The 21,744-nt window shown below is 70.5% G+C and carries 18 protein-coding genes; 11 read left to right on the plus strand and 7 right to left on the minus strand.

All coding sequences use genetic code 11. From position 1 onward, the window contains the following. The first annotated feature begins 1 nt into the window (after position 1). Positions 2 to 715 (plus strand): class I SAM-dependent methyltransferase, encoded by a 714-nt coding sequence (locus CACI_RS10655; protein ID WP_012786350.1) that lies wholly within the window; start codon positions 2 to 4, stop codon positions 713 to 715. Next, the gene (locus CACI_RS10660) at positions 712 to 1,863 is read left to right on the plus strand and encodes a prenyltransferase (protein ID WP_012786351.1); all 1,152 of its coding nucleotides are present in this window, start codon (positions 712 to 714) and stop codon (positions 1,861 to 1,863) included. The genes CACI_RS10655 and CACI_RS10660 overlap by 4 nt, the downstream gene beginning before the upstream one ends. 364 nt (positions 1,864 to 2,227) lie before the next feature. Here the strand turns inward: CACI_RS10660 and CACI_RS10665 are convergent, their stop codons facing one another. Continuing rightward, the gene (locus CACI_RS10665; protein WP_012786352.1) at positions 2,228 to 3,826 is read right to left on the minus strand and encodes a serine/threonine-protein kinase; all 1,599 of its coding nucleotides are present in this window, start codon (positions 3,824 to 3,826) and stop codon (positions 2,228 to 2,230) included. A 104-nt stretch (positions 3,827 to 3,930) separates the two neighbouring features. Here CACI_RS10665 and CACI_RS10670 point away from each other — a divergent pair, with 104 nt between their 5' ends. Further along, the gene (locus CACI_RS10670; protein WP_012786353.1) at positions 3,931 to 4,410 is read left to right on the plus strand and encodes a cupin domain-containing protein; all 480 of its coding nucleotides are present in this window, start codon (positions 3,931 to 3,933) and stop codon (positions 4,408 to 4,410) included. A gap of 97 nt (positions 4,411 to 4,507) precedes the next feature. Here CACI_RS10670 and CACI_RS10675 read toward each other — a convergent pair whose 3' ends face one another. Together CACI_RS10675 and CACI_RS10680 are read right to left on the minus strand one after the other, a co-directional pair. Then, the gene (locus tag CACI_RS10675; RefSeq protein ID WP_012786354.1) at positions 4,508 to 5,227 is read right to left on the minus strand and encodes a DUF899 family protein; all 720 of its coding nucleotides are present in this window, start codon (positions 5,225 to 5,227) and stop codon (positions 4,508 to 4,510) included. 107 nt (positions 5,228 to 5,334) lie between these two features. Then, on the minus strand, positions 5,335 to 5,928 hold the full coding sequence (locus CACI_RS10680; protein ID WP_012786355.1) for a DUF1349 domain-containing protein: 594 nt from the start codon (positions 5,926 to 5,928) through the stop codon (positions 5,335 to 5,337). Positions 5,929 to 6,048: 120 nt separating this feature from the next. Here CACI_RS10680 and CACI_RS10685 point away from each other — a divergent pair, with 120 nt between their 5' ends. Continuing rightward, entirely contained in the window at positions 6,049 to 6,468 is a 420-nt protein-coding gene (locus CACI_RS10685) for a YciI family protein (protein ID WP_012786356.1), read from the plus strand. A gap of 109 nt (positions 6,469 to 6,577) precedes the next feature. Then, a complete protein-coding gene (locus CACI_RS10690; protein ID WP_012786358.1) occupies positions 6,578 to 7,882 on the plus strand; it encodes an RNA polymerase sigma factor in 1,305 nt (434 codons plus the stop codon). On the opposite strand, the gene CACI_RS10695 is transcribed toward CACI_RS10690, so the two are convergent. Further along, positions 7,856 to 8,473: a class I SAM-dependent methyltransferase gene (locus tag CACI_RS10695; RefSeq protein ID WP_012786359.1), complete on the minus strand. Its 618-nt coding sequence runs from the start codon at positions 8,471 to 8,473 to the stop codon at positions 7,856 to 7,858. The genes CACI_RS10690 and CACI_RS10695 overlap by 27 nt on opposite strands. A gap of 50 nt (positions 8,474 to 8,523) precedes the next feature. Between CACI_RS10695 and CACI_RS10700 the strand changes: the two genes are divergently transcribed. Next, a complete protein-coding gene (locus tag CACI_RS10700; protein WP_223297503.1) occupies positions 8,524 to 10,710 on the plus strand; it encodes an acyl-CoA dehydrogenase in 2,187 nt (728 codons plus the stop codon). 58 nt (positions 10,711 to 10,768) lie between these two features. Further along, positions 10,769 to 11,962, plus strand: a complete 1,194-nt coding sequence (locus CACI_RS10705) for a lipid-transfer protein (protein ID WP_012786361.1) — start codon at positions 10,769 to 10,771, stop codon at positions 11,960 to 11,962. A 22-nt stretch (positions 11,963 to 11,984) separates the two neighbouring features. On the opposite strand, the gene CACI_RS10710 is transcribed toward CACI_RS10705, so the two are convergent. Continuing rightward, on the minus strand, positions 11,985 to 13,172 hold the full coding sequence (locus CACI_RS10710) for an ROK family transcriptional regulator (protein WP_012786362.1): 1,188 nt from the start codon (positions 13,170 to 13,172) through the stop codon (positions 11,985 to 11,987). Positions 13,173 to 13,383: 211 nt separating this feature from the next. Between CACI_RS10710 and CACI_RS10715 the strand changes: the two genes are divergently transcribed. From CACI_RS10715 to CACI_RS10730, 4 genes are read left to right on the plus strand one after another with little or no spacing between them, the layout of a single operon-like run. Then, positions 13,384 to 14,784 carry an ABC transporter substrate-binding protein gene (locus tag CACI_RS10715; RefSeq protein WP_012786363.1) on the plus strand — a complete coding sequence of 467 codons (1,401 nt, stop codon included), beginning with the start codon at positions 13,384 to 13,386 and terminating at the stop codon, positions 14,782 to 14,784. A 2-nt stretch (positions 14,785 to 14,786) separates the two neighbouring features. Next, the gene (locus tag CACI_RS10720) at positions 14,787 to 16,223 is read left to right on the plus strand and encodes an ABC transporter permease subunit (RefSeq protein ID WP_012786364.1); all 1,437 of its coding nucleotides are present in this window, start codon (positions 14,787 to 14,789) and stop codon (positions 16,221 to 16,223) included. Continuing rightward, positions 16,220 to 17,107, plus strand: coding sequence for a carbohydrate ABC transporter permease (locus CACI_RS10725; RefSeq protein ID WP_012786365.1), 888 nt, complete (start codon positions 16,220 to 16,222; stop codon positions 17,105 to 17,107). Before CACI_RS10720 ends, CACI_RS10725 begins: the two co-directional genes overlap by 4 nt. Positions 17,108 to 17,159: 52 nt before the next feature. Then, positions 17,160 to 18,245: an ABC transporter ATP-binding protein gene (locus CACI_RS10730; RefSeq protein ID WP_012786366.1), complete on the plus strand. Its 1,086-nt coding sequence runs from the start codon at positions 17,160 to 17,162 to the stop codon at positions 18,243 to 18,245. A 502-nt stretch (positions 18,246 to 18,747) separates the two neighbouring features. Here CACI_RS10730 and CACI_RS10735 read toward each other — a convergent pair. Both CACI_RS10735 and CACI_RS10740 read right to left on the minus strand, forming a co-directional pair. Then, positions 18,748 to 19,455 (minus strand): HAD family hydrolase, encoded by a 708-nt coding sequence (locus CACI_RS10735; protein ID WP_012786367.1) that lies wholly within the window; start codon positions 19,453 to 19,455, stop codon positions 18,748 to 18,750. A gap of 363 nt (positions 19,456 to 19,818) precedes the next feature. Continuing rightward, a complete protein-coding gene (locus CACI_RS10740; RefSeq protein WP_012786368.1) occupies positions 19,819 to 21,693 on the minus strand; it encodes a glycoside hydrolase family 15 protein in 1,875 nt (624 codons plus the stop codon). Positions 21,694 to 21,744: the final 51 nt, after the last annotated feature.

Below are 21,744 nucleotides of genomic sequence, written 5' to 3' on the forward strand. Positions count from 1 at the left end.
CGTGCTCACCGTGGACTTCGAGAAGTTCCCGATCGCCAAGGGCGAGAAGGTGCTGGACATGGGCTGCGGCTTCGGCCGGCACGCCTTCGCGCTGCTGCGTCAGGGTGCTGACGTGGTCGCCCTGGACTACAGCCAGGACGAGGTCGCCGAGGTGACCAAGTGGTTCGCGGCGATGCAGACGGCCGGCGAGGTCCCCGCCGGGGCGAGCGCGATCGCGGTGCGCGGTACCGCCTACGGCCTGCCGTTCGCCGACGGCACCTTCGACGCGGTCGTCGCCGCCGAGGTGCTGGAGCACCTGCCCGACGACCGGCTGGCGATGTCCGAGCTGGTCCGGGTGCTCAAACCCGGCGGGCGGCTCGCCGTCACGGTCCCGCGCTGGTTCCCTGAGAAGGTCTGCTGGGCGCTGTCCGACGCCTACCACGAGGTCGAGGGCGGACACATCCGGATCTACAAGCGGCGCGAGATGATCGACAAGCTGCGCGCGGCCGGCGTCGTGCCCGGCGAGCTGCACCACGCGCACGCGCTGCACGCGCCGTACTGGTGGCTGAAGTGCGCCGTCGGCGTCGACAACGAGAACGCCCCGGTGAAGGCGTACAAGAAGCTCCTGGAATGGGACATCATCAAGGCGCCGGCCCTCACCCGCGCCAGCGAGGCGCTGCTGAACCCGGTGCTCGGCAAGAGCCTGGTCGTCTACGCGCAGAAGCCCGCCGCATGACGGTGCGGTCCGCGCGGTCCGCATCGCCGGTCGAAGGGCTCGCCGCCGCGACCGAACTCCTGGCTTGTGAAGGGGTTCTGAGCGCCGCGCAGATACGGACCACTGTCGAGGCGATAGCCGCGCTCCAACGTCCCGACGGCGCGATCCCGTGGTTCCACGGCGGCCACCTGGACCCCTGGGACCACATCGAGGCGGCGATGGCGCTGGACGCGGCCGGGCTGGCGGACCGCGCGCTGGCCGCCTACCGCTGGCTGGCGGCGTCGCAGAACCCTGACGGTTCCTGGTACGCGGCGTACGCCGACGCGCCGGGCGGCGTCACCGAGCCGACCAACCGGCTGCGCGAGACCAACTTCAGCGCCTACATCGCGGTCGGCGTGTGGCACCACTGGCTGGCGACCGGCGACGAGGACTTCCTGGCCCAGATGTGGCAGCCGGTGCAGCGCGCGACGGACTTCGTGCTGAGCCTGCAGACCGCCGGCGGGGAGATCCTGTGGTGCCGCGACGAGCAGGGACGCGAAGCCGACGAGGCGCTGCTGACCGGCTGCTCGTCGATGTACCAGGCGCTGCGCTGCGCGCTGGCGGTCGCCGAGCGCCTCGGACGCGATCGCCCGGACTGGGAGCTGGCGTGCGGCCGGTTGGGGCACGCGCTCACGGCGCACCCGGAGCGCTTCGCGGACAAGGGCACGTACTCGATGGACTGGTACTACCCGGTGCTCGGCACGGCGCTGCGCGGAGCGGCGGCCGAGCAGCGGATCGCCGAGGGCTGGGACGATTTCGTGGTCCGGGACCTCGGCGTGCGCTGCGTCTCGACGAACCCGTGGGTCACCGGCGGCGAGACCTGCGAACTGGCACTGGCGCTGTGGGCGATCGGCGACACCGAACGGGCCCGGATGCTGCTGCGCGACATCCAGCATCTGCGCGACGACGCCGACGGGATGTACTGGACCGGCCGCGTCTTCGAGGCGGACGGCGCGGGGCACGAGCCCGCGCTGTGGCCGGTGGAGAAGACCACGTGGACGGCCGGCGCCCTGCTGTTGGCGCTCGCGGTGCTCGCCGAGGAGAAGGCGACGGTCGCGGTGTTCGGGGGCGACGGGCTGCCCGAAGGGTTGCCGGTGGCGTGCTCGGTCGCGGAGTGCGTCGCGGCTTGAGTGCGGTGCGCGGGGCACGAGGCTGACACCGGCTGCGAAGGCTGAGGCTGGCAAGACTGAGGCTGGCGTGCATCTCGCGCTTCGCCGGCGAGCACCCCACACAGTGCGGTGCGCTGAGCAGCAGGCTGACATCAGCTGCGAAGGCTGAGGCTGGCAAGACTGAGGCTGGCGTGCATCTCGCGCTTCGCCGGCGAGCACCCCACACAGTGCGGTGCGCTGAGCAGCAGGCTGACATCAGCTTCGAAGGCTGAGGCTGGCAAGGCTGAGGCTGGCGTGCATCTCGCGCTTCACCGGCGAGCGCACCATGCCACACCACACCCCACCGGACCGCATCCCTTCCGCGGCCGGTGTCATCGGTGGAGAGTCAGGAAGTGCAAGCCGTGTTCACCGCGGCGATGTCCTTGGTGGTCAACGGGATCTGCTTGTTCATCCCGGTGGTGTCGTTGTGCTGGTAGGCGTTGGCGAACGTGTTCCAGCCGTCCGCCTCGCTCTGGATCGCCGCCTTCACCGCCGGATCGGTGGCCTTCGCAGCGTCCGCGGCCAGTTTGTCGGCCAGCGCGTGGTCGGCCGCGATCTGGAAGTCCTTGCCGCCGTTGGCGGCCGGGTCGGCGGCGTTGAAGGCGTCGAGGTCGCGGGAGGCTTCGGCGCAGCCGGCCTTGCTGCCGCCGGTGTCCGGCGGGGTGCTGGTCGATGTCGAGGTGTCGGACGTGTCGGACGTGTCAGAGGTGTCCAGCGAATCCGGGCTCGTCGGGCTCGTCGGGGTCGTCGCGGAGGGCGTCGGCGTCCCGGTCGGCGTGCCGGTCTTCGAGGTCGTCGACGTGGTCGGTCCGGCCTGCGGCGTGCCGGAGTGCGATAGCGCCGTGATGCCGAGCGTCGTCAGCGCCGCGACGGCGACGACCCCCATGGCCGCCAGCCCGACCTTCATCCCGGTGCCGCTCTTCGGCGGCGGGGGAGGGGTCAGCGTCTGGCCGGCCAGATACGGCGCCGGCTGGTGCGGTGTGGGGTGATACGGCGGGACGTTCCCCGCGTGCCCCGCGTGCGACACGTTCGCCAGCTCCCGCGTCGGCGGGATCAGCGGCGTGGGCGGTGTCGAGGCGGACGCCAGGGTCGGCGCCGGGCTGGGGACGCCAGCCGGGTTCTCGTTCAGCATCCGCAGTGCCGCCTGCACCGTCGGCCGCTGGGCCGGGTCCTTCGCCAACAGCGCCGCTAACAGACCGGTCAGGCGCCCGGCGTTCTTCGGCGGCTTCGGCTGCTCGAACAAGACCGCGGTCATCGTGGCGGTCGGCGAGTCGCGGCGGAACGGCGAGACGCCCTCGACCGCCTGGTAGAGCGTCACGCCGAGGGAGAACAGGTCCGAGGCCGGACCGGCTTCGGCGGCGCGGGCGCGCTCGGGCGCCAGGTACTCCGCCGAGCCGATGACCGCGCCGGTCATCGTCAGAGAGCTGTCGTTCTCGTGCTGGGCTATGCCGAAGTCGGTGAGCAGGACCCGGCCGTCGCTCGCGAGCAGCACGTTCGCTGGCTTCACGTCGCGGTGCACGATCCCGGCGGCGTGCGCCGCGGCCAGCGCGCGCAGCATCGTGTCGGCGACCTTCGCGGTGTTCTCCACGCTCAGCGGGCCGTGCTCGGTCAGGTGCTCGTCCAGCGAGGTGCCGGAGACCAGCTGCATCACGATCCACGGCGCGTCGTCGTCGATCACGACGTCGTGCACGGTCACGATGCCCGGCTGGTCGCGCAGCCGCACGGTGTTGCGGGCCTCGCGCTCGGCCCGGCTGAGCCGCTCGGCCAGCTGCGCCTCCGAGAGCATGAAGGGCAGCGAGACTTCCTTGATGGCCACGTCGATGCCCAGCGTCTGATCATGGGCCCGCCAGACGCGGCCAATTCCGCCGGCGCCCAACCGGTCTACCAGGCGATACCGGCCGCCGACCAAGCGGCCGGGCCGTGATGGGTCAGTCCCGATCTGCATTACCCGCAAAACCCCCCCGGGTCGACTGTGTTTCCGACATCGGACAGACTACGGAAGCGGCGTGTTGATCACATCCGCCGAGGTACTCAGAAAGGGATGCGTACATGTCCTACCCGGACCCGCGTTATTTCGCCGACACCGGCGAGGTCAGCGCCACGTTCCGGCCGGCCGGCGCCGAGCCCGAGATCACCTTCGCCTCCGGCGGGACCTGCAGCCTGCTGTCGACCTCCGACACCTCCGGCGGTTTGTACGGACTCTACCGCTGGGACTTCGCGGCGGCGCCGAGCGGTCCGGGCACGCACTTCCACAAGACCATGAGCGAGGCCTTCTTCGTCCTGAAGGGCGCCGTGCGCCTGTTCAACGGCGAGAAGTGGGTCGAGGCGACGCCCGGCGACTACCTGTTCGTGCCGCCCGGCGGGCTGCACGCGTTCCGCAACGAGTCCGGCGAGCCGGCCTCGATGCTGCTGATGTTCGCCCCCGGCGCGCCGCGCGAGAACTACTTCCGCGGTCTGGTCGAGGGGATGCAGAACACGATGGGAGAGGCTTTCTTCCTGGAGCACGACCAGTACAACGTGAAGGACTGACAACAGGCTCATTCGCCGCTGCTGAGCTGCGCGAACGGCCGCCTCCCGAAGTTCGAGGACTTCGGGAGGCAGCCCGGGGATGAGTGGTACAGCGGCTCTAGAACGGTTCCTTCTTGCCGGCGCTGAGCTGGACCCACTGCGCCGTCGGCCGACCCTCGACCCGGAACTGCTCACCGGAGACGCCGAACTCCTTCGGCCAGCCCTCGGGCGAGTCCTCCCAGGTCTCCTGGCGGCCGTAGAGCGTCTCGTCCAGGATCGCGTAGCTCGGCGCGGCACGCTCCACCCCGCGTCCGGTGGTCCAGTAGGTCTCGAACACGCGGTCGCCCTCCCGCAGGTAGCTGACGCGCATACCGAACCAGCGGTCGGCGAGCAGCTGTTCGGCGGAGTCGCGCGCCGAGTACCAGGGCACGTCCCAGCCGAGGAAGTCGTAGTAGGCGCGGCTGAGCTCGTACGGGCCCTGCGAGAAGACCGCATAGGTGACGTCGCGGGAGTGCAGGTACGCCAGCTCCTGGACCTCGGCGGTGAAGAAGGTGCAGCCTTCGCACTGGTCCTTCGGGGCGCGGTCGTCGTGCCACATGGCGTAGTACACGGTCAGCATGCGCCGGCCCTCGAACACGTCGAGCAGCGGGACCGGGCCCTGCGCGCCGACGACCGGGATGGACGGATCCACCTCGACCATCGGCAGCCGGCGGCGGGCCGCGGCGAGCCTGTCGCCCTCGCGGGTGTGCGCCTTCTCGCGGACGGCCAGCTCGTCGAGCTGGGCCTGCCAGGTCTGGCGGTCGGTGACCTCCGGGAGCGGGGGTCGGTCTGCGGTCATGGGTGCCTCCGGATCGGTGCGGGGTCGGGTGCGTCGGGTGCCCTGAAAGGGTCAGACGATCCGGGGCGGCAGAACTCATCGGTGCGCGATCGCGCTCTTCGTGCCGGTCAGTGCAGCGACTCGTCCGCCGGGCCGATGGTGAACTTGGTGAAGCGGACGTCCAGTCCGGCGCGGGTCGGGGCGCAGCACGCCGGACCTGCCTGCGCGACGGCGTCCGGGTCCAGCGGCGCCAAGCGGACCAGGCGCCAGGGACCGTCCTCGCAGCGGGCCCGCACGGTGAGGGCGTCGCCGGCGCGGCTGACCCGGATGGTCACCTCGCGGTCGGCCCACTCCGGGACCGGCGCCGTCGACCAGTCCGACATGCCGCGGGTGACGACGGCGCCGAGCTGCGGCGCGCCGTCCGCGAACTCGACGCCGGACTTGGTCCAGGTCTGCTCGTCCACCCGGACCAGTACGCCGGCCTGGTCGAACTGCTCGGTCAGCGCGCACCGGAAGGAGACCTCGACCGCGCTGCCGGCGGGGAAGTCGGTGAGCAGGGCGTGGCCGTCGTCGTGGACGAAGCCGTAGCTCGTGGTGCGCCAGAAGTCCGACTCGGCGGCGGCGGTGACGACCAGGTCGCCGCCCTCTTCACGGACCGCGGGCGGCGGGTTCAGCCAGGACCCGGCGGACCAGGGGACTATCGTCTCTGTGGTGTGGATCACCGCGCGAGCCTACTCCGCCGTCCCGATCGCGCAGCGGTCGTGTCGATCCGCGGCGTCCCCCGTTCGACCTATGGGGGAACGGGCCCGGAAGGGGTCCGGAGCACCTGAGGAGACACGACCGTGAAGTACATGCTGATCTTCCGCGCCGACGACAAGGCCCTGGAGTCCATGGCCACCACCGACTTCGCCGCCATGATCGAGAAGGTCGGGAAGATGAACGACGAGCTGATCCGCGCCGGCGTGCTGCTGGCCGCCGAGGGTCTGGCCGGACCCGAGGAGAGCGTCATCGTCGACTACTCGGCCGAGCCGCCGGTGGTGACCGACGGGCCCTACGGGGAGACCAAGGAGCTGTTCAACGGCTTCTACATCCTCAACGTCGCCTCGATGCAGGAGGCCGTGGAATGGGCCAAGCGCTCGCCGATCACCGGTCCCGGATTCAAGACCGAGATCCGCCGGGTGACCACGATCGACGAGATGCCGCAGGACAACGAGTGGATCAAGAAGGAGCGCGCGTGGCGCGAGGCCACCGGGCAGCTCTGAGCAGCCCGGTCTGCGCGGTCGGCATGGTCGGCATGGTCTGCGCAGTCGGTGTGGTCAGCGCGGTCGGCATGGTCGGTGGGGGCGTCATGCCTCGCGAGGGGGTCGTGACATGACCGAGCCCGCCGGCCGGGCCGCCGTCGCCGCGGTCTGGCACATCGAGTCCGCCCGCATCGTCGGCGCGCTGGCCCGCTACACCGGCGACTTCGCGCTGGCTGAAGACGTGGCGCAGGAGGCGCTCGCCGAGGCACTGGTCACCTGGCCGCGCGAGGGCGTCCCGCGCCATCCGGCGGGCTGGCTGCTCACCGTCGGCCGGCGCCGCGCGATCGACCACTTCCGGCGCCACGCCGTGCAGGACCGCAAGTACGCCGTCCTCGCCCAGGAGTTGGGCGAGGGCGGCACCGCTGCGGGCGGCGAGCCCGCCGATCCGCTGCGCGCCGGCGAGGCGGTGCTGTGGGACCCGGACCAGATCGACGACGACCTGCTGGCCCTGATGTTCGTCGCCTGCCATCCGGTGCTCTCCCGTGAGGCGCGCATCGCGCTGACCTTGCGCGTGGTCGCCGGTCTGACCAGCGACGAGATCGCCAAGGCGTTCCTGGTCCCAACCGCGACGGTGCAAGCCCGCATCACGCGTGCGAAGAAGGCGCTGGCCGCCGCCGGCGTCCCCTTCGAGGTCCCGCCGCCGGAGCAGCGCGCCGAGCGGCTCGGCTCGGTGCTCACCGTGGTCTACCTGATCTTCACGGAGGGCTCGTCGGCCAGTGCCGGCGACGCGCTCATCCGGCAGGACCTGGCGAACGAGGGCCAGCGCCTGGCCCGCATCCTGACCCGGCTCGTGCCCGACGAGCCGGAGGCCCACGGCCTGCTGGCGCTGACGGAGCTGACCGCGGCACGCTTCCCGGCGCGCGTCGGCAAGGACGGCGAACCGGTCCTGCTCGCCGATCAGGACCGCCGCCGCTGGGACCACGCGGCGATCCGGCGCGGCAGGGCGGCGCTGTCCCGCGCGCAGCAGAGCGAGCGCGGCGTCGGCGCGTACGGGCTGCAGGCGATGATCGCGGAGTGCCACGCCGTCGCCGCCTCGGTCGAGGACACCGACTGGGAGCGGATCGTCTCGCTCTACGACGCCCTCGCACACTTGGCGCCCTCGCCGGTGGTCGACCTCAACCGCGCGGTCGCGCTGTCCATGGCCCGCGGTCCCGCCGCCGCGCTGGAAGCCGTGGACGCCGTGGCGGCGGACGGAGCGTGGGCGACCTCGCACCTGCTGCCGAGCGTGCGCGGCGAGTTGCTGCTCCGGCTCGGCCGCGGCGAGGAGGCGCGCGGAGAGCTGGAGCGAGCGATCAAGCTGTGCGGGAACGAGCGGGAGCGGGCGGTGTTGCGCGGCAAGCTCGCCGGGCTACACCCGTCGCAGAACCCTGAGTGAACCGGTCACCGAGTCCTCGACGAAGTCCCCCGACTCCAGGGCCCGCAGGTAGATCCGGTACGGCGCCTGGCCGCCGTCCTCCGGATCCGGGAACACGTCGTGGATCACCAGCAGGCCGCCCGGCGCGACGTGGTGGGCCCAGCCCTCGTAGTCGCCTTGCGCGTGCTCGTCGGTGTGGCCGCCGTCGATGAAGCACAGCCCGACCGGCGTGTTCCACAGCCGCGCCACCGCCGGGGAACGGCCGACGACGGCGATCACGCGGTCCTCGACGCCGGCGGCGTGCAGCGTGCGGCGCATCGTGGGCAGGGTGTCCATCAGGCCGACCTCGGGATCGACCAGCTTCGGGTCGTGGTACTCCCAGCCGGGCTGCTGCTCCTCCGAGCCGCGGTGGTGGTCGATCGTGACGACCACGCGGTCGGCGGTCGCGGCGGCCGCGGCCAGGTAGATCGTCGACTTGCCGCAGTACGTGCCGATCTCCAGCAGGTCGCCGACCTTCGCGGCGCGCTCGGCCGCCTCGTACAGGGCCAGGCCCTCGTCGGCGGGCATGAAGCCCGGGGCGGCCTCGGCGGCGGCGCGCAGCGTGTGATCCATGGCGTCACTCTATCTTCCAGAAAACTGAAACGTGTTCTACTATCCGCCTCGTGGCTTCAGTGACCGCCGGAATCGGCTCCATAGGGATCACCAGTGAGCACCGCGACCTCGCCGAGGCGGTCAGGGGGTGGCTCGCGCGAGCCGTCCCGCCGGCCGCCGTGCGCGCCGCGCTGGACGCTGAGCAGGAGGAACGCCCTGCGTTCTGGGGCGATCTGGCGAAGCAGGGACTGCTCTACGGCGACGAACTCGACGGCCTGCTGCCCTTGGCGGTCACGCTTGAGGAGACCGGACGCGCCGCGACGCCCGGACCCTTCCTGCCGACCGTCACCGCCGCTGTTTTCCTGCAAGCGGCAGGCGGTTCCGGCAGCGCGGACATCCTCGCGGCGCTCGCCGACGGCAGCGCCACCGCCGCCGTCGCGTCGCACGCGGGAACCGTCGTCGCCGAACCCATCGAGGGCGGCTATCTCCTTGTCGGAGAGGTAGAACCGGTTATCGGTGCGGCGCTCGCCGACTGGCTGCTGCTGACCGCGCGGCGGTCCGACGGCTCCGAGATCCAGGCGCTGGTTCCGGCTGCCGATGTGGTTATCAGCCCCCTGGTTTCGCTCGACCGGACTCGGCGCGTGGCGAAGGCGGGTGTCGAGCGCGTCTTCGTGCCTCGGGCTCAGGTGATCGTCGCCGCGACTGCGCTGCTCGACCGGATCGCGGCACTGCTGGCGTCCGCCGAAGCGGTCGGCATCGCGGACTGGTGCACGCGTACCGCTGCCGAGTACGCGAAGGTCCGTGTCCAGTTCGGCAAGCCGATCGGCCAGTTCCAGGGCGTCAAACACCGTTGCGCCGCGATGGTCGCGCGGATGGAGCAGGCTCGGAGCGCGGTCTGGGATGCGGCGTACGTTGCCGGGTCCGGCATCGCCGGCGAGGACGCGGAAGTGCCGGTCGCCATCGCGGCCGCCCTCGCGCTGGAGGCAGCGGTGGAATGCGCGAAGGACTGCATCCAGGTGCTCGGCGGGATCGGCTTCACGTGGGAACACGATGCGCACGTCTATCTCCGCAGGGCCCTGACTCTCCGGCAGATGTATGGTCCGAGCAGCCGCTGGCGTGCTCGCGTCGCCGAGCTCACCGCTGCCGGGCGGCGCCGTGAGCTGAAGGTCGAGCTGCCCGAGGAAGCCGATGCCTACCGGGAAGCGGCGCGCGAAGCGTTTGCCGGTGTCAGGGAGCTGACTCCCGCCGAGCAGCGCAAGGCGCTCGCCGTCACCGGCTACGCCGCGCCGTACCTCACCAAGCCCTACGGTCTGTCGGCCGGTCCGGTCGAGCAGATCGTCATCGCGCAGGAGATGGCCGCGGCCAAGGTGCGGCTGCCCGACATCATCATCGGCAACTGGGTGGTCCCGACGTTGGTCAAGTACGGCAGTGACGAGCAGCGCGAGCGCTTCGTGCTGCCGACGCTGCGCGGCGAGGTCATCTGGTGCCAGCTGTTCAGCGAGCCCGGCGCCGGGTCCGACCTGGCCGCGCTGACCACGCGCGCGACGCGTGTCGCCGGCGGCTGGCGGCTGGACGGGCAGAAGGTGTGGACGTCGGTGGCGAACTTCGCACAGTGGGCGATCTGCATCGCGAGGACGAGCCCTGACAAACCCAAGCACGAGGGCATCACGTACTTCCTGGTGGACATGAAGTCCGACGGCGTGGACGTCCGGCCGCTGCGGGAGATCACCGGCGCGTCGATGTTCAACGAGGTGTTCCTCGACGGCGTGTTCGTGCCCGACGAGCTGGTGGTCGGGGAAGTGGACGGCGGCTGGCCGCTGGCGCGCAACACGCTCGGGAACGAGCGGGTGTCGCTGGCCTCCGGTCCGGTGCTCGGTGGTTCGCTGGAAGGGCTGCTGACGTCGGTGGCGGCGCGGAGCGAGCTGGATCCGGTGCTCGCGGACCGGCTCGGCGAGCTGGTGTGCCAGGGGCAGTCCGCCGCGCTGCTCGGGCTGCGGACGACGCTGCGCCAGCTGTCGGGGATGGAGCAGGGACCCGAGGCGAGTATCAGGAAGCTGATCTCGATGAAGCTCGCGCAGGACGTCGCCGAACTCGGGCTGGAGCTGCTGGGCGGCGCGGGCGCGACCGAGGCGGGCGGCGCGGCGGCCGGGTGGACGCAGGCGTTCTTGTCCAGCCGCTGCCTGACCATCGCCGGCGGGACCACCGAGGTGCAGTTGAACGTGATCGGGGAGCGGATCCTCGGGCTGCCGCGCGACTGAGGTCGAACTCTGATGAGCCTGATCGAACTCTGACAAACATGACTGAGGGGACACGGCTGTGAACAAGGTCTACGTCGTCGGCGTCGGCATGACGAAGTTCGAGAAGCCCGAGACCAGGCAGTGGCGTTACTTCGACATGGCGCGCGAAGCCGGCGGCGCGGCGCTGGCCGATGCCGGCGTCGGCTACGAGCAGATCGAGCAGGTGGCGGCGGGCTACGTCTTCGGTCCCTCGACGTGCGGCCAGCGCGCCGCGTACGAGCTGGGCCTGACCGGCGTGCCGGTCTACAACGTCAACAACAACTGCGCGACCGGCTCCACGGCCCTGATGATGGCCGCGCAATGGATCCGCGGCGGCCTCAACGAATGCGTGCTGGCGCTCGGCTTCGAGCAGATGAAGAAGGGCTCGCTCGGCGGCGGCATGAACAATGACGACTTCGCCGCCTCGCCCCTGGCCCGCCAGTACACCCTGATGGCCGAACTGCACCCCTTCGAAGCCTCGCCGCCCACCGCGCAGATCTTCGGCAACGCCGCCCGCGAGCACATGGAGCGCTACGGCACCACCGCCGAGCAGTTGGCGATGGTCGCCGCCAAGAACCACCGCCACTCGGTCCACAACCCCAACGCCCAATTCCAGGACGAGTACACGGTCCAGGACGTGCTGGAGGCGCGCGAAATCCACCGCCCCCTGACCAAGCTCCAGTGCTCACCGACCTCCGACGGCGCCGGCGCGGCAGTCGTCGCCAGCGAACGCTTCGTCGACGAACACAACCTCGCGGACCAGGCCGTCGAGATCATCGCCCAAGCCATGACCACCGACACCGCCGAGGCCTTCGACACCCGCAGCTGCATCGACCTCGTCGGCCGCCCCATGAGCCGCGACGCCGCCCGCAAGGTGTACGACGCATCAGGACTGGGACCCGACGACCTCGACGTGATCGAACTCCACGACTGCTTCTCCATCAACGAACTGATCACCTACGAAGCCCTCGGCCTGTGCGGCGAAGGCGAAGGCGGCAAACTCGTCGCGGCCGGAGCCACCACCTACGGCGGCCGCTGGGTCGTGAACCCCTCCGGCGGCCTGATCTCCAAAGGCCACCCCCTCGGCGCGACAGGACTGGCGCAGTGTGCTGAGATCTCCTGGCACCTGCGCGGCAAAGCCGGGATGCGGCAGGTCGGCGGCGCCCGCGTCGGTCTGGCGCACAACATCGGGCTCGGCGGCGCGGCGGTGGTGACGCTGTTCCGGAGGGTGTGAAAGGCGCGGCGGTGAGGACGCCCTACGATCCCAGCGCCGCCATCAACTTCTGATCCGTCTCCCCGAGCACCATCGCCACCGCCCCCAGCGCGCACGCCTGCGGCCCGAGCGAACCGACCTGCAGTGTCATCGCATCCCCCGCCAGGGGCAGCGAAGCCGTCGCCGCGGCCTCGCGCAGTGGGCCCATCAGCAGTTCTCCCGCCGCGGACAGGGCGCCGCCGATGATGACGCTCTGCGGGTTCAGGATGTTGCCGAGCATGCCGACGGCTCGGCCGGCCATGGTCCCGGCGTCTGACAGGGCCCTGATGCAGCCGCGATCGCCCTGCCAGGCCATGGTGATCACGTTGCGGAGGGTCAGGCGGTCACCGTAGGCGGGTTCCAGGGCGCGCATCACCACCGGGAGGCCGACGAAGGTCTCCAGGCAGCCGCGGTTGCCGCAGCGGCACAGGGGACCGGTGGCGTCGACGACCAGGTGGCCGATCTCGCCGGCGCCGCCGTTGATGCCCCGGGCCAGTTGGCCGTTGGAGACGAACGCTCCGCCGATGCCTCCGTGCAGTTTCAGGTACACGAATTCGTCGCAGCCCCGGGCTGCGCCCCAGCGGCGTTCGGCCAGGGCGCCCAGGCGGGTGTCGCCGTCGGCGAGGACTGGGAGGTTCAGGCGTGCGGCGAGCTCGGTGGCCACGGGGATTCCGGCCCAGCGCGACGGCATGCCGGAGCTGGGGACGCCGCGTTTGGTGTCGAAGGGACCCGGGACGCTGACGCCCACGCCGAGGATGCGGCTGGGGTCGGTGCCGGCTTCGTCGATGGCGGTGCGGATCAGGTCGGAGGCGACGTCGAAGCCCTGGGCCGGGTCGTAGCCGACGGGGAGGCGGACGGATTTGGCGATGCGGACGGCGTGGGCGACGTTGGCGATGATCACGTGGACGTGGCGGTAGCCGAAGTCCACGCCGATCGCCTCGCCGCTGGCCGGGTTGAGCATCACCGCCGCCCCTGGGCGGCCGGCGCCGCCGCCGGCCGGGGCGAGCTTGGCGTCCAGCTCGACCACCAGGTCGTCGGCGACCAGGGCGGCGATGATGCCGGAGACCGTGGAGCGGGACAGTCCGACCGAGCGGGCTATGTCGGCGCGGCTCATCGTCCCGCGCTCGCGCAGCAGCCGTACGACGGCCAGTCGGCTGCGCTCGGCACGGGACTCCGTGGGGGGCGTCCTCATGACCCTGAGGATGCTGCGATGGAGCGTGATTAGTCAAGGATCAAACAAATACAGGGGTTGAAGCCCCCGTTAGTTCGGTCGAATTTGTTCGACCATCACGGAATCGCAACATGCTTGACGCCTTCATTTCGTCGCCTTTACGTTTCCGGCATCGCCGCCCCGCATCACACACGACAGGTCCCTCACCCGAGTTGATGAAAGAAGGCTGATCATGGGCGCACGCTCCCACCGGTCCGTCACGGTTGTCATAGCCGTCGGACTGGTCTCCGGCCTGGCACTGGCCGGCTGCTCCTCCAGCTCCTCCAAGCCCTCGGCGGGCGCGTCGACCTCCTCGGCCGCCGGCACCTCGGCGCCGAGCACGTCCGCGGCTTCCTCCTCCGCCGCGGCCGCCGGGCCCGCGCTGCCGGACCTGTCCGGCAAGTCGATCCAGGTGCTGGCCGAGTGGTCCGGCCAGGAGCAGCAGGACTTCCAGAAGGTGATCGACGCCTTCACCGCCAAGACCCACGCCAAGGTCAGCTACCAGGGCGCCGGCGACCAGACCCCGACCGTCCTGCGCAGCAAGCTGGCCGGCGGCGGCGCCCCCGACGTGGCGCTGCTGGCCCAGCCCGGCGCCATCGCGCAGTTCGCGAAGGCCGGGCAGATCAAGCCGCTGGGCGCCAACGTGCTCTCGGAGATCGACGCCAACTACGACCCGAGCTGGAAGAAGCTCGGCACGGTCAACGGCCAGGTCTACTCGATCATGTTCAAGGCGGCGAACAAGTCGACCTTCTGGTACAACACCGCGCAGTTCTCGCAGGCCGGCATCACGCCGCCGAAGACCTGGGCCGACTTCCTCAAGGACTGCCAGGCGCTCTCCGACGCCGGCATCACCCCGGTCTCGATCGGCGGCGCCGACGGCTGGACGCTCACCGACTGGTTCGAGAACGTCTACCTCTCCCAGGCCGGCGCGGACAACTACGACAAGCTCGCGCACCACCAGATCCCCTGGACCGACCCCACGGTGGTCCAGGCGCTGACCACGATGAAGCAGCTGTTCGGCAACGACCAGTTCATGGCCGGCGGCAAGGCCGGGGCGCTGCAGACCTCGTTCAACGACTCGGTCACCCAGACCTTCAAGAGCCCGCCGAAGGGCGCGATGGTCTACGAGGGCGACTTCTCCGGCTCGGTGATCACCTCGACCACCTCGGCCAAGCTGGGCACCGACGCCAAGTTCTTCGCCTTCCCGGCGGCCGGGTCGCTGACCAACTTCGTGGACGGCGGCGGCGACGCCGCGCTGGCCACCAACGACAACCCGGCGACGATGGCGTTCATCCAGTTCCTGGCCTCCCCGGAGGCGGCCGAGGCGTGGGCGTCGGCCGGCGGCTTCGTCTCGCCGAACAAGAACGTCCCGATGTCCTCCTACCCCGACGACACCACCCGCGCCGAGGCGCAGATGCTCGTCAGCGCCGGCGACGGCTTCCGCTTCGACATGTCCGACCAGGCTCCGGTCGGCTTCGGCGGGACCAAGGGCGCCGGGGAGTGGAAGGACCTGCAGGACTTCCTGAGCAACGGCGACGTCAACGGCACCGCCGCGCAACTGGAGAAGGACGCGGCGAAGGAGACCTGGCAGTAGCCATGGACGAGAGCCTGTCCGCGTCGCCCGCCGCCGGGTCCGTCCCGGCGGCGGGACCGCCCACCGCAAGCGCCCCCGGCCCGGGGCCCGGGCCGCATCCTTCTCCCCATCCTTTGGCCGACCACGGTCGCAGCCCTCTGCGTATCCCGGTCCGGGTGCGCGCGGGCTTCCTGATCCCGGCGGCGGTCATCCTGGCGGCCATCATCATCTGGCCGGCGGTCGACTCCCTGTGGCTCAGCCTGCACAACGCCGACGGCTCCAAGTGGGTGGGGCTGCACAACTACCACACCCTGTTCACCGACTCCGCGACGCTCACGGCGTTGAAGAACAACGTCATCTGGGTGGTCTGCGCGCCGACCGTGGCCTGCGCGCTGGGCCTGATGTTCGCCCTGATGGCCGAGAAGATCCGCTGGTCGACCGCGTTCAAGGCGGTCATCTTCATGCCGATGGCGATCTCGTTCCTGGCCGCCGGCGTCATCTTCGAGCTGGTCTACCAGCAGGACCCGCACCAGGGCGTGGCCAACGCGGTCGCGGTCGGGGTGCACGACACCTTCGCGCCGTCCTCGAAGTACCCCGGCGCGCGTCCCCGTCCGGTGACCGCCAAGCCCGGCTCGGCCGGCTCGTTCACCTCGGCGCAGACCTTCCACGCCGGCTCGCTCGCGCAGCTGCCGCTGGTCGGCATCCAGGCCGCGAACCTGCCCGGCAAGGCGGCGCAGGCCGCGGCGCCGAGCGCGGCGCCGGCCGCGGACCAGATCGAGGGCACGATCTGGCTCGACATCATCTACGGCGGCGGGGGCACACCGAACCATCTGGACGCCGGCAAGAAGGGCATGCCGGGGATCTCGGTCAAGGCGATCGACACCGCGACCGGGAAGAGCGCCGGAACGGCTACGGCGCACAACGACGGCACCTTCACTATCAAAGGTCTCAAACCCGGTGATAGCTACAGACTTCAGCTGCCAGGAAGCAATTTCGCCCAGCCCTACCGAGGCATCCAATGGCTCGGTCCCTCACTGGTGACACCGGCGATCATCGCCTCCTACCTGTGGATCTGGGCCGGCTTCGCGATGGTGCTGATCGCCGCCGGGCTCGCCTCGATCCCCCGTGAGCTGCAGGAGGCGGCGCGGGTCGACGGGGCGAACGACAGACAGGTGTTCTGGCGCATCACCGTGCCGCTGCTGGCGCCGGTGCTGCTGGTGGTGATGGTCACCCAGATCATCAATGTCCTGAAGGTCTTCGACCTCGTCTACGTCATCGCCCCCGGCTCCACGCTGCCCAACGCGAACGTGCTGGCGGTGCAGATGTGGAACGTGTCCTTCGGCGGCGGCGCGGACCAGGGCCTGGGCAGCGCGATCGGGGTGTTCCTGTACGTGCTGGTGCTCCCGGCCATGTACTTCAACATCCGCCGCCTGCGGAACGAACGGAAGGAGGGGCGATGAGTGTCACGCGTCCCGTCGCAGTGCCCGGCCGGGTCCCGGTCGGCGCCCGCGTCGCCAAGCGCCTGTCCGGAGGCGCGATCTACCTCATCGTGCTGGCGGTCGGCGTCGTCTGGCTGATCCCGACGCTGGGGCTGTTCATCAGCTCCCTGCGGAAGGCCTCCGACATCAGCAACAGCGGCTGGTGGACGGTCTTCTCCCACCCGGCGCAGCTGACGTTCAAGGACTACACCACCCTGTTCGCCAACCACGGCATCATCCAGTCGCTGTGGAACACCGTCATGATCACCGTGCCGGCGACCGTCCTGGTGGTGTTCCTCGGCGCGCTGGCCGCCTACGCGTTCGCCTGGATCGACTTCCGCGGCCGGGACTGGCTGTTCGTGGTCGTGGTCGGCCTGATGGTGGTGCCGATCCAGGTGGCGCTGCTGCCGGTGGCCGCGCTGTACCGCAACCTGCACATCTTCGGCACGATCCTGGGCGTGGTGCTCTTCCACGTCGGGTTCGGGCTGCCGTTCGCGATCTACCTGCTGCGCAACTTCTTCGCGGCGATCCCGCGCGAGCTGCTGGAGGCCACCCGGATGGAGGGCGGCAGCGAGTGGACGATCTTCCGCAAGGTGATCGTGCCGCTCGGGCTGCCGGCCATCGCCTCGCTGGCCATCTTCCAGTTCCTGTGGGTATGGAACGACCTGCTGGTGGCGTTGGTCTTCTCGAACGCGAAGACGCAGCCGCTGACCGTGGCGCTGCAGTCGAACATGCGGCAGTTCGGCAGCAACATCGACATCCTGGCGCCCGGCGCCTTCCTGTCGCTGTCGGTTCCCCTCGTCGTCTTCTTCGCTTTCCAGAGATACTTCGTCCAGGGACTCATGGCCGGGTCGGTCAAGGGCTGACGGGGAGACCAGGCGAAACAGGCGACGAACGAAGGCAGGAGAGAGCACGACCGTGGCGGACGTCCGTTTCCTCGACGCCACAAGGGTGTTCCACGGGGCGTGGCGGCCCGCCGTCGACGGCGTCGACATCGACGTCCGCGACGGCGAGCTGCTCGTCCTCACCGGCCCTTCCGGCAGCGGCAAGAGCACTCTGCTGCGCATGCTCGCCGGGCTCGAGCCCTTGGACCGGGGCAGCGTGCTGATCGGCGGCAAGGACGTCGGCCGCACCGCCCCGGACAAGCGCGGTGTCTCGATGATCTTCCAGGGCTTCGCCCTGTTCCCGCACCAGACCATCCGCGAGAACATCGCCCTGCCGCTGACCATGCGCAAGAGCTCGGCGAAGTCCGCCGCGGCGCGGGTGCAGCAGGTCGCCGAACTGTGCGGCGTCGCGGACCACCTGAACAGCAAGCCGGACGCGGTCGGCTACGACGTCCGGCAGCGCACCACGATGGCGCGCGCGATCGTGCGCCGCCCGGACGTGGTCTGCCTGGACGAGCCGCTGGCCGGCTCCGGCGTCCCGCTGATGATGCGCGGCCGCTCGCCGATCGCGGCGCTGCAGCGCGAGCTGGGCATCACGACGCTGTACGCGACGTGCAGCTCGGTGGACGCCTGGTCGATCGCCGACCGGATCGCGGTCCTGGACAGCGGCCGCGTGCAGCAGGTCGGCGCCCCGGCGGAGGTCTTCAGCAAGCCCGCGACGATCGCCGTGGCGCAGTTCCTCGGCGAGCCCGGCATGAATCTGGTGACGGCGCTGGCCGAGGAGGGCGTGGCGCGGCTCGGCGGACTGGCGGTGGGACTGACCCCGCCGCAAGCCTCGGCCCTGACGGGCAACCGCTTGGTGATCGGGGTCCGGCCCGAGGACCTGTCGATCGGCGCCGAGTCGGACGGTATCCGCGCCACAGCGGTCCTGGTCCGCGACACCGGACGCGACTATCTGGTGACCGCGCGCACGGTGGTCGACGGCGAGGAGAGCGACCTCGTGGTGCGGCACACGAACGGCCCGGTGCCGGTGAAGGGCGAGAGCGTGGTGCTGGGCGTGCGCGCCGGGGCGACGCTGCATCTGTTCGACGCGGGAAGCGGAGCCCGGCTGCCGGATTGAGGAGTGCGAAGTCCGCGGGATACCCGCGCCGGCGCCGTTTGACCGCATACCGTGAACGATGGCGGAAAGTCGCTGTGCGAGGCGATGACAGTGTTCTGTCTTTCGTCACAGTGCTCTGCTATTCCGAGTCCAAACTGTTTCCGAAAGCGGGGGGCGATCGCCCCTTCCCGCTACTACGCTGCCGCTGTTGGCCTTGGCGGAAGCCGGGGGTCCGGCGCCGGGGCGGCGTTAGCGTCGCTGCGGTGTGTCCGGATTCCGGGCGTGCCGAGAGGCGGGTGGCTGGTACCCGTCATCGGTGGGGGCGCCTGTGCTTCTCGCCTGGGGCCGTGTTGGATCCGGATGACGGGCCGTCGGGGGGAAGGAGTTGGCGATGGTGCTGATGTGAAGGAGTGCTCTGCGATGAGCACCGTCCGATAGGCGCCGCGCCACATGTGGGGCGGCCGCCGGACGGCGGGTCCCGGCGCCGGAAGCCCTCGGGGGGTCGGCGTCGGGACCCGCGCCCTCAGACCTCGTCGGCGAGCAGCCCCGGAAGTTGGTCCAGGGCGGTCAGGTAGAAGTCGGTCTTGGCCACCAGATCCGGGTGGTCGCCGTGCACCATGCCCCAAGGGCCGCGCCGGATGAACGCGGTCCGCAGACCGGCGCCCCAGGCGGGACGCAGATCGTTGTCGAGCCGGTCCCCGACGTACAGGACGCTGCCGGCGCCGGGCAGCGGGCCGCGGCCCTGCCCCCGCGAGACCTCGTCGCAGACCTCGACGACCTTGGCGAAGAACGCCGGATCAGGTTTCTCCAGACCGCCCCACATGCCGGAGGTGGTCACCAGGTGCACCGGCAGGTCGAGCGATTCCAGGATGCGGTGCGAGGCCGTCGTCTGGTTCGCGGCTATCAGGACCAGATAGCCGGCGTCCTTCAAAGCAGCCAGGGTGGGGCGCGCGTCCGGATACAGATCGCGCTCCCCGTAGCCCTCAGGACGACCCGCGACGATGCGGGCCCGGCGCTCGGCTTCCAGATCGAAGCCAGGCCGGAAGTACTCGAAGGCCTCCAGATGCGAGCGGCCGGCCGAGACGACCGCTCCGAACACGGCCGAGAACGTGTGCCGGGGCACGCCCAGCCAGTCGGCCCAGTTGTGGTACTCGATGCTCTCGTCCACGAGCGTCTCCCCGACGTCGAAGACGACCGCCTCGATGGTGCGTGACTTGCCCGGGATGTGCATGCTCAGGGTTCCTCTCACGGGACGCTGCGGCAGCGTCAGACAGCTCCCCATTCCAAGCAGTGCCCGAGGGACGGCGATGGCAGTGACGATCGCGATTGTAGAGAAGAGTTTCGACCAAGGGGACGCCGGTATCGGAAACTCATGCCAACGGGTTACGGCGTGGGGGTGGCGTGAACGCGGCGTAGCGGGAAGGACGCGTAGCGCGCACGCGACGGGTGCTCGCGCGGGCGTGGCGGCGGTGCACACCTGGACCGGCGGCCGAGCCGTTGCCCGACCGCTGGATGCGCGAGTTCCGAGCCCCGATGCTCGATGCCTGATACGCGATGCTCGATGCCTGATACGTGGTTCTGTCTGGGTCCTGATTCAGCCCCGGGCTACCGCACCGCGACTCTCCGAAGAACCGTCCCCCACCCTGTCCAGCGCCTCATCCAGTGCCAGCGCCGCCCAGATCACGCCGAGGTGCGTGAACGCCTGCGGGTAGTTCCCCAGTTGCTGGCCGCCTGGGGTCAGTTCCTCGGCGAACAGGCCGGTGGGACCGGCGTGGCGGAGGAAGGCCTCGAAGAGTTTCTGCGCCTGCTCGACGGCGCCGCTTTGGGCGAGTGCGATGTGGTACAGGGTGGTGCACAGGTCGAAGCTGGACTCGTCGCCGGCGAGGCCGTCGCTGAATTCGCTGAGGCGGTAGCGGTGGCACAGGCCGTTGTGGATCAGGCTGCGTTCGATCGCGTTCAGGGTGCCGGTCCAGCGTTCTTCGTGCGGCGTTGTGAAGCCGACCATGGGCATGAACAGGATCGAGGCGTCCAGGGCGGCGTCGCCGTAGGTCTGGATGTAAGCCTGCTGATCCTCGTCCCAGCCCTTGGTGCGGATCTCGCCGGCGATCGAGTGCGCCATCACGGCCCACATGCCCGCGTTCTCGTGCGTCGGGGCGATGCGCAGTCCGTATTCGAAGGCGGCCCAGCACATCAGGCGGCTGTAGGTGAAGTCGCGGCGCCCGCCGCGGGTCTCCCAGATGCCTTCGTCCGGGCGGGCCCAGTGCTCGACCAGCCAGTCCAGCAGCCGACCGACCGCTGCCTGCCCCTCGGGGCTGTGCAGGTGCTCGGTGCCGGCCAGGGAGTAGAGGAACTCGCCGTAGATGTCGAGCTGGAGTTGCTCGGCCGCGCCGTTGCCGATGCGGACCGGCGCCGAGCGGCGGTAGCCCTCCCAGTGCGGCAGCTCCTCCTCCAGGAGGTCCGCGGTGCCGTCGACGCGGTACATGATGTGCAGCGGCTCGCCAAGGCTTGTCGGGCCGTCGGCGAGGCGGCCGGTGACCCAGCGCGCGAAGGCCTCGGCCTCCTCGTGGAAGCCGAGGTCGGACAGCGCCCGGGCGCTGAAGGAGCCGTCGCGGATCCAGGTGTAGCGGTAGTCCCAGTTGCGGAAGCCGCCGATCTCCTCCGGCAGCCCGGTGGTCGCCGCCGCGAGGAACGCCCCGGTCGGTGAGTATGTCAGGAGTTTGAGAGTGATCGCCGAGCGGTGCACGGGGTCCGCCCAGCGGCCGCGGTACGTGCTCTGCGACAGCCAGCCGTGCCAGAAGATGAGCGCTTCCTCCAGCGCGCGCTCCACCTCGGCGGCGACGTCGGGCTCCCAGTCCTCGGGCGTGGCGAGACTGGCGACCAGGACGAAGGCGGCCGCCTCGCCGGCGCCGAGCAGGACCTCGGCCCTCGCGCTGCCGGAGTCCGCGTCCAGGCCCAGCGGCGCGGTCGACAGCAGGCTCAGGGTGCAGTCCGGTCCGGAGAAGACCGCGGCCTGCGTGCCGCCGCGCCGCACCAGCTCGACGGGCTCGCCGAAGGAGCGGCCGTAGTCGAAGCGCGGCCGGCAGTCCACCGAGAACTGGATGTCGCCGGCCACCGCGCGCACGATCCGGTACAAGGTCGTCGTGCCCGGCGTGAAGGAGGCCCGCGCCTCGTCCGGGACCATGAAATCGACGATCTCGCCGACCCCGCCGTCGGGGCTCTCGAACCGCGTCACCACCACCGCGCTGCGCGGCAGATAGGACTGGCTGGAGGCCGCGCCCTCGACCCAGATCCGGAACGCCCCGCCCCGTTCCCGGTCCAGCAGCGCGCCGAAGACGCTCGGCGCGTCGAACCGCCCGGGACAGAACCAGTCCACGGCGCCGTCACCGGCGACCAGCGCGCAAGTGCGCAGGTCACCGAGCAGACCGTGGTCGTCGATCGCGGGGTAGTAGGGGGGCGTGGTCGAGGTCATGCGCAGACCTTACAGTTTCCGCCCCCCTGCTCCGCGCACGTTTCGGTGCGA

Source organism: Catenulispora acidiphila DSM 44928 (genome assembly GCF_000024025.1).
Classification (GTDB): Bacteria; Actinomycetota; Actinomycetes; order Streptomycetales; family Catenulisporaceae; genus Catenulispora; species Catenulispora acidiphila.

Excerpts from the sequence above, each read along its gene's own strand:
- CACI_RS10660 (WP_012786351.1), top strand. The coding sequence starts at position 712 with ATGACGGTGCGGTCCGCGCGGTCCGCATCGCCGGTCGAAGGGCTCGCC.
- CACI_RS10665 (WP_012786352.1), bottom strand. The coding sequence starts at position 3,826 with ATGCAGATCGGGACTGACCCATCACGGCCCGGCCGCTTGGTCGGCGGC.
- CACI_RS10670 (WP_012786353.1), top strand. The coding sequence starts at position 3,931 with ATGTCCTACCCGGACCCGCGTTATTTCGCCGACACCGGCGAGGTCAGC.
- CACI_RS10675 (WP_012786354.1), bottom strand. The coding sequence starts at position 5,227 with ATGACCGCAGACCGACCCCCGCTCCCGGAGGTCACCGACCGCCAGACC.
- CACI_RS10690 (WP_012786358.1), top strand. The coding sequence starts at position 6,578 with ATGACCGAGCCCGCCGGCCGGGCCGCCGTCGCCGCGGTCTGGCACATC.
- CACI_RS10695 (WP_012786359.1), bottom strand. The coding sequence starts at position 8,473 with ATGGATCACACGCTGCGCGCCGCCGCCGAGGCCGCCCCGGGCTTCATG.
- CACI_RS10710 (WP_012786362.1), bottom strand. The coding sequence starts at position 13,172 with ATGAGGACGCCCCCCACGGAGTCCCGTGCCGAGCGCAGCCGACTGGCC.
- CACI_RS10715 (WP_012786363.1), top strand. The coding sequence starts at position 13,384 with ATGGGCGCACGCTCCCACCGGTCCGTCACGGTTGTCATAGCCGTCGGA.
- CACI_RS10720 (WP_012786364.1), top strand. The coding sequence starts at position 14,787 with ATGGACGAGAGCCTGTCCGCGTCGCCCGCCGCCGGGTCCGTCCCGGCG.
- CACI_RS10725 (WP_012786365.1), top strand. The coding sequence starts at position 16,220 with ATGAGTGTCACGCGTCCCGTCGCAGTGCCCGGCCGGGTCCCGGTCGGC.
- CACI_RS10735 (WP_012786367.1), bottom strand. The coding sequence starts at position 19,455 with ATGCACATCCCGGGCAAGTCACGCACCATCGAGGCGGTCGTCTTCGAC.
- CACI_RS10740 (WP_012786368.1), bottom strand. The coding sequence starts at position 21,693 with ATGACCTCGACCACGCCCCCCTACTACCCCGCGATCGACGACCACGGT.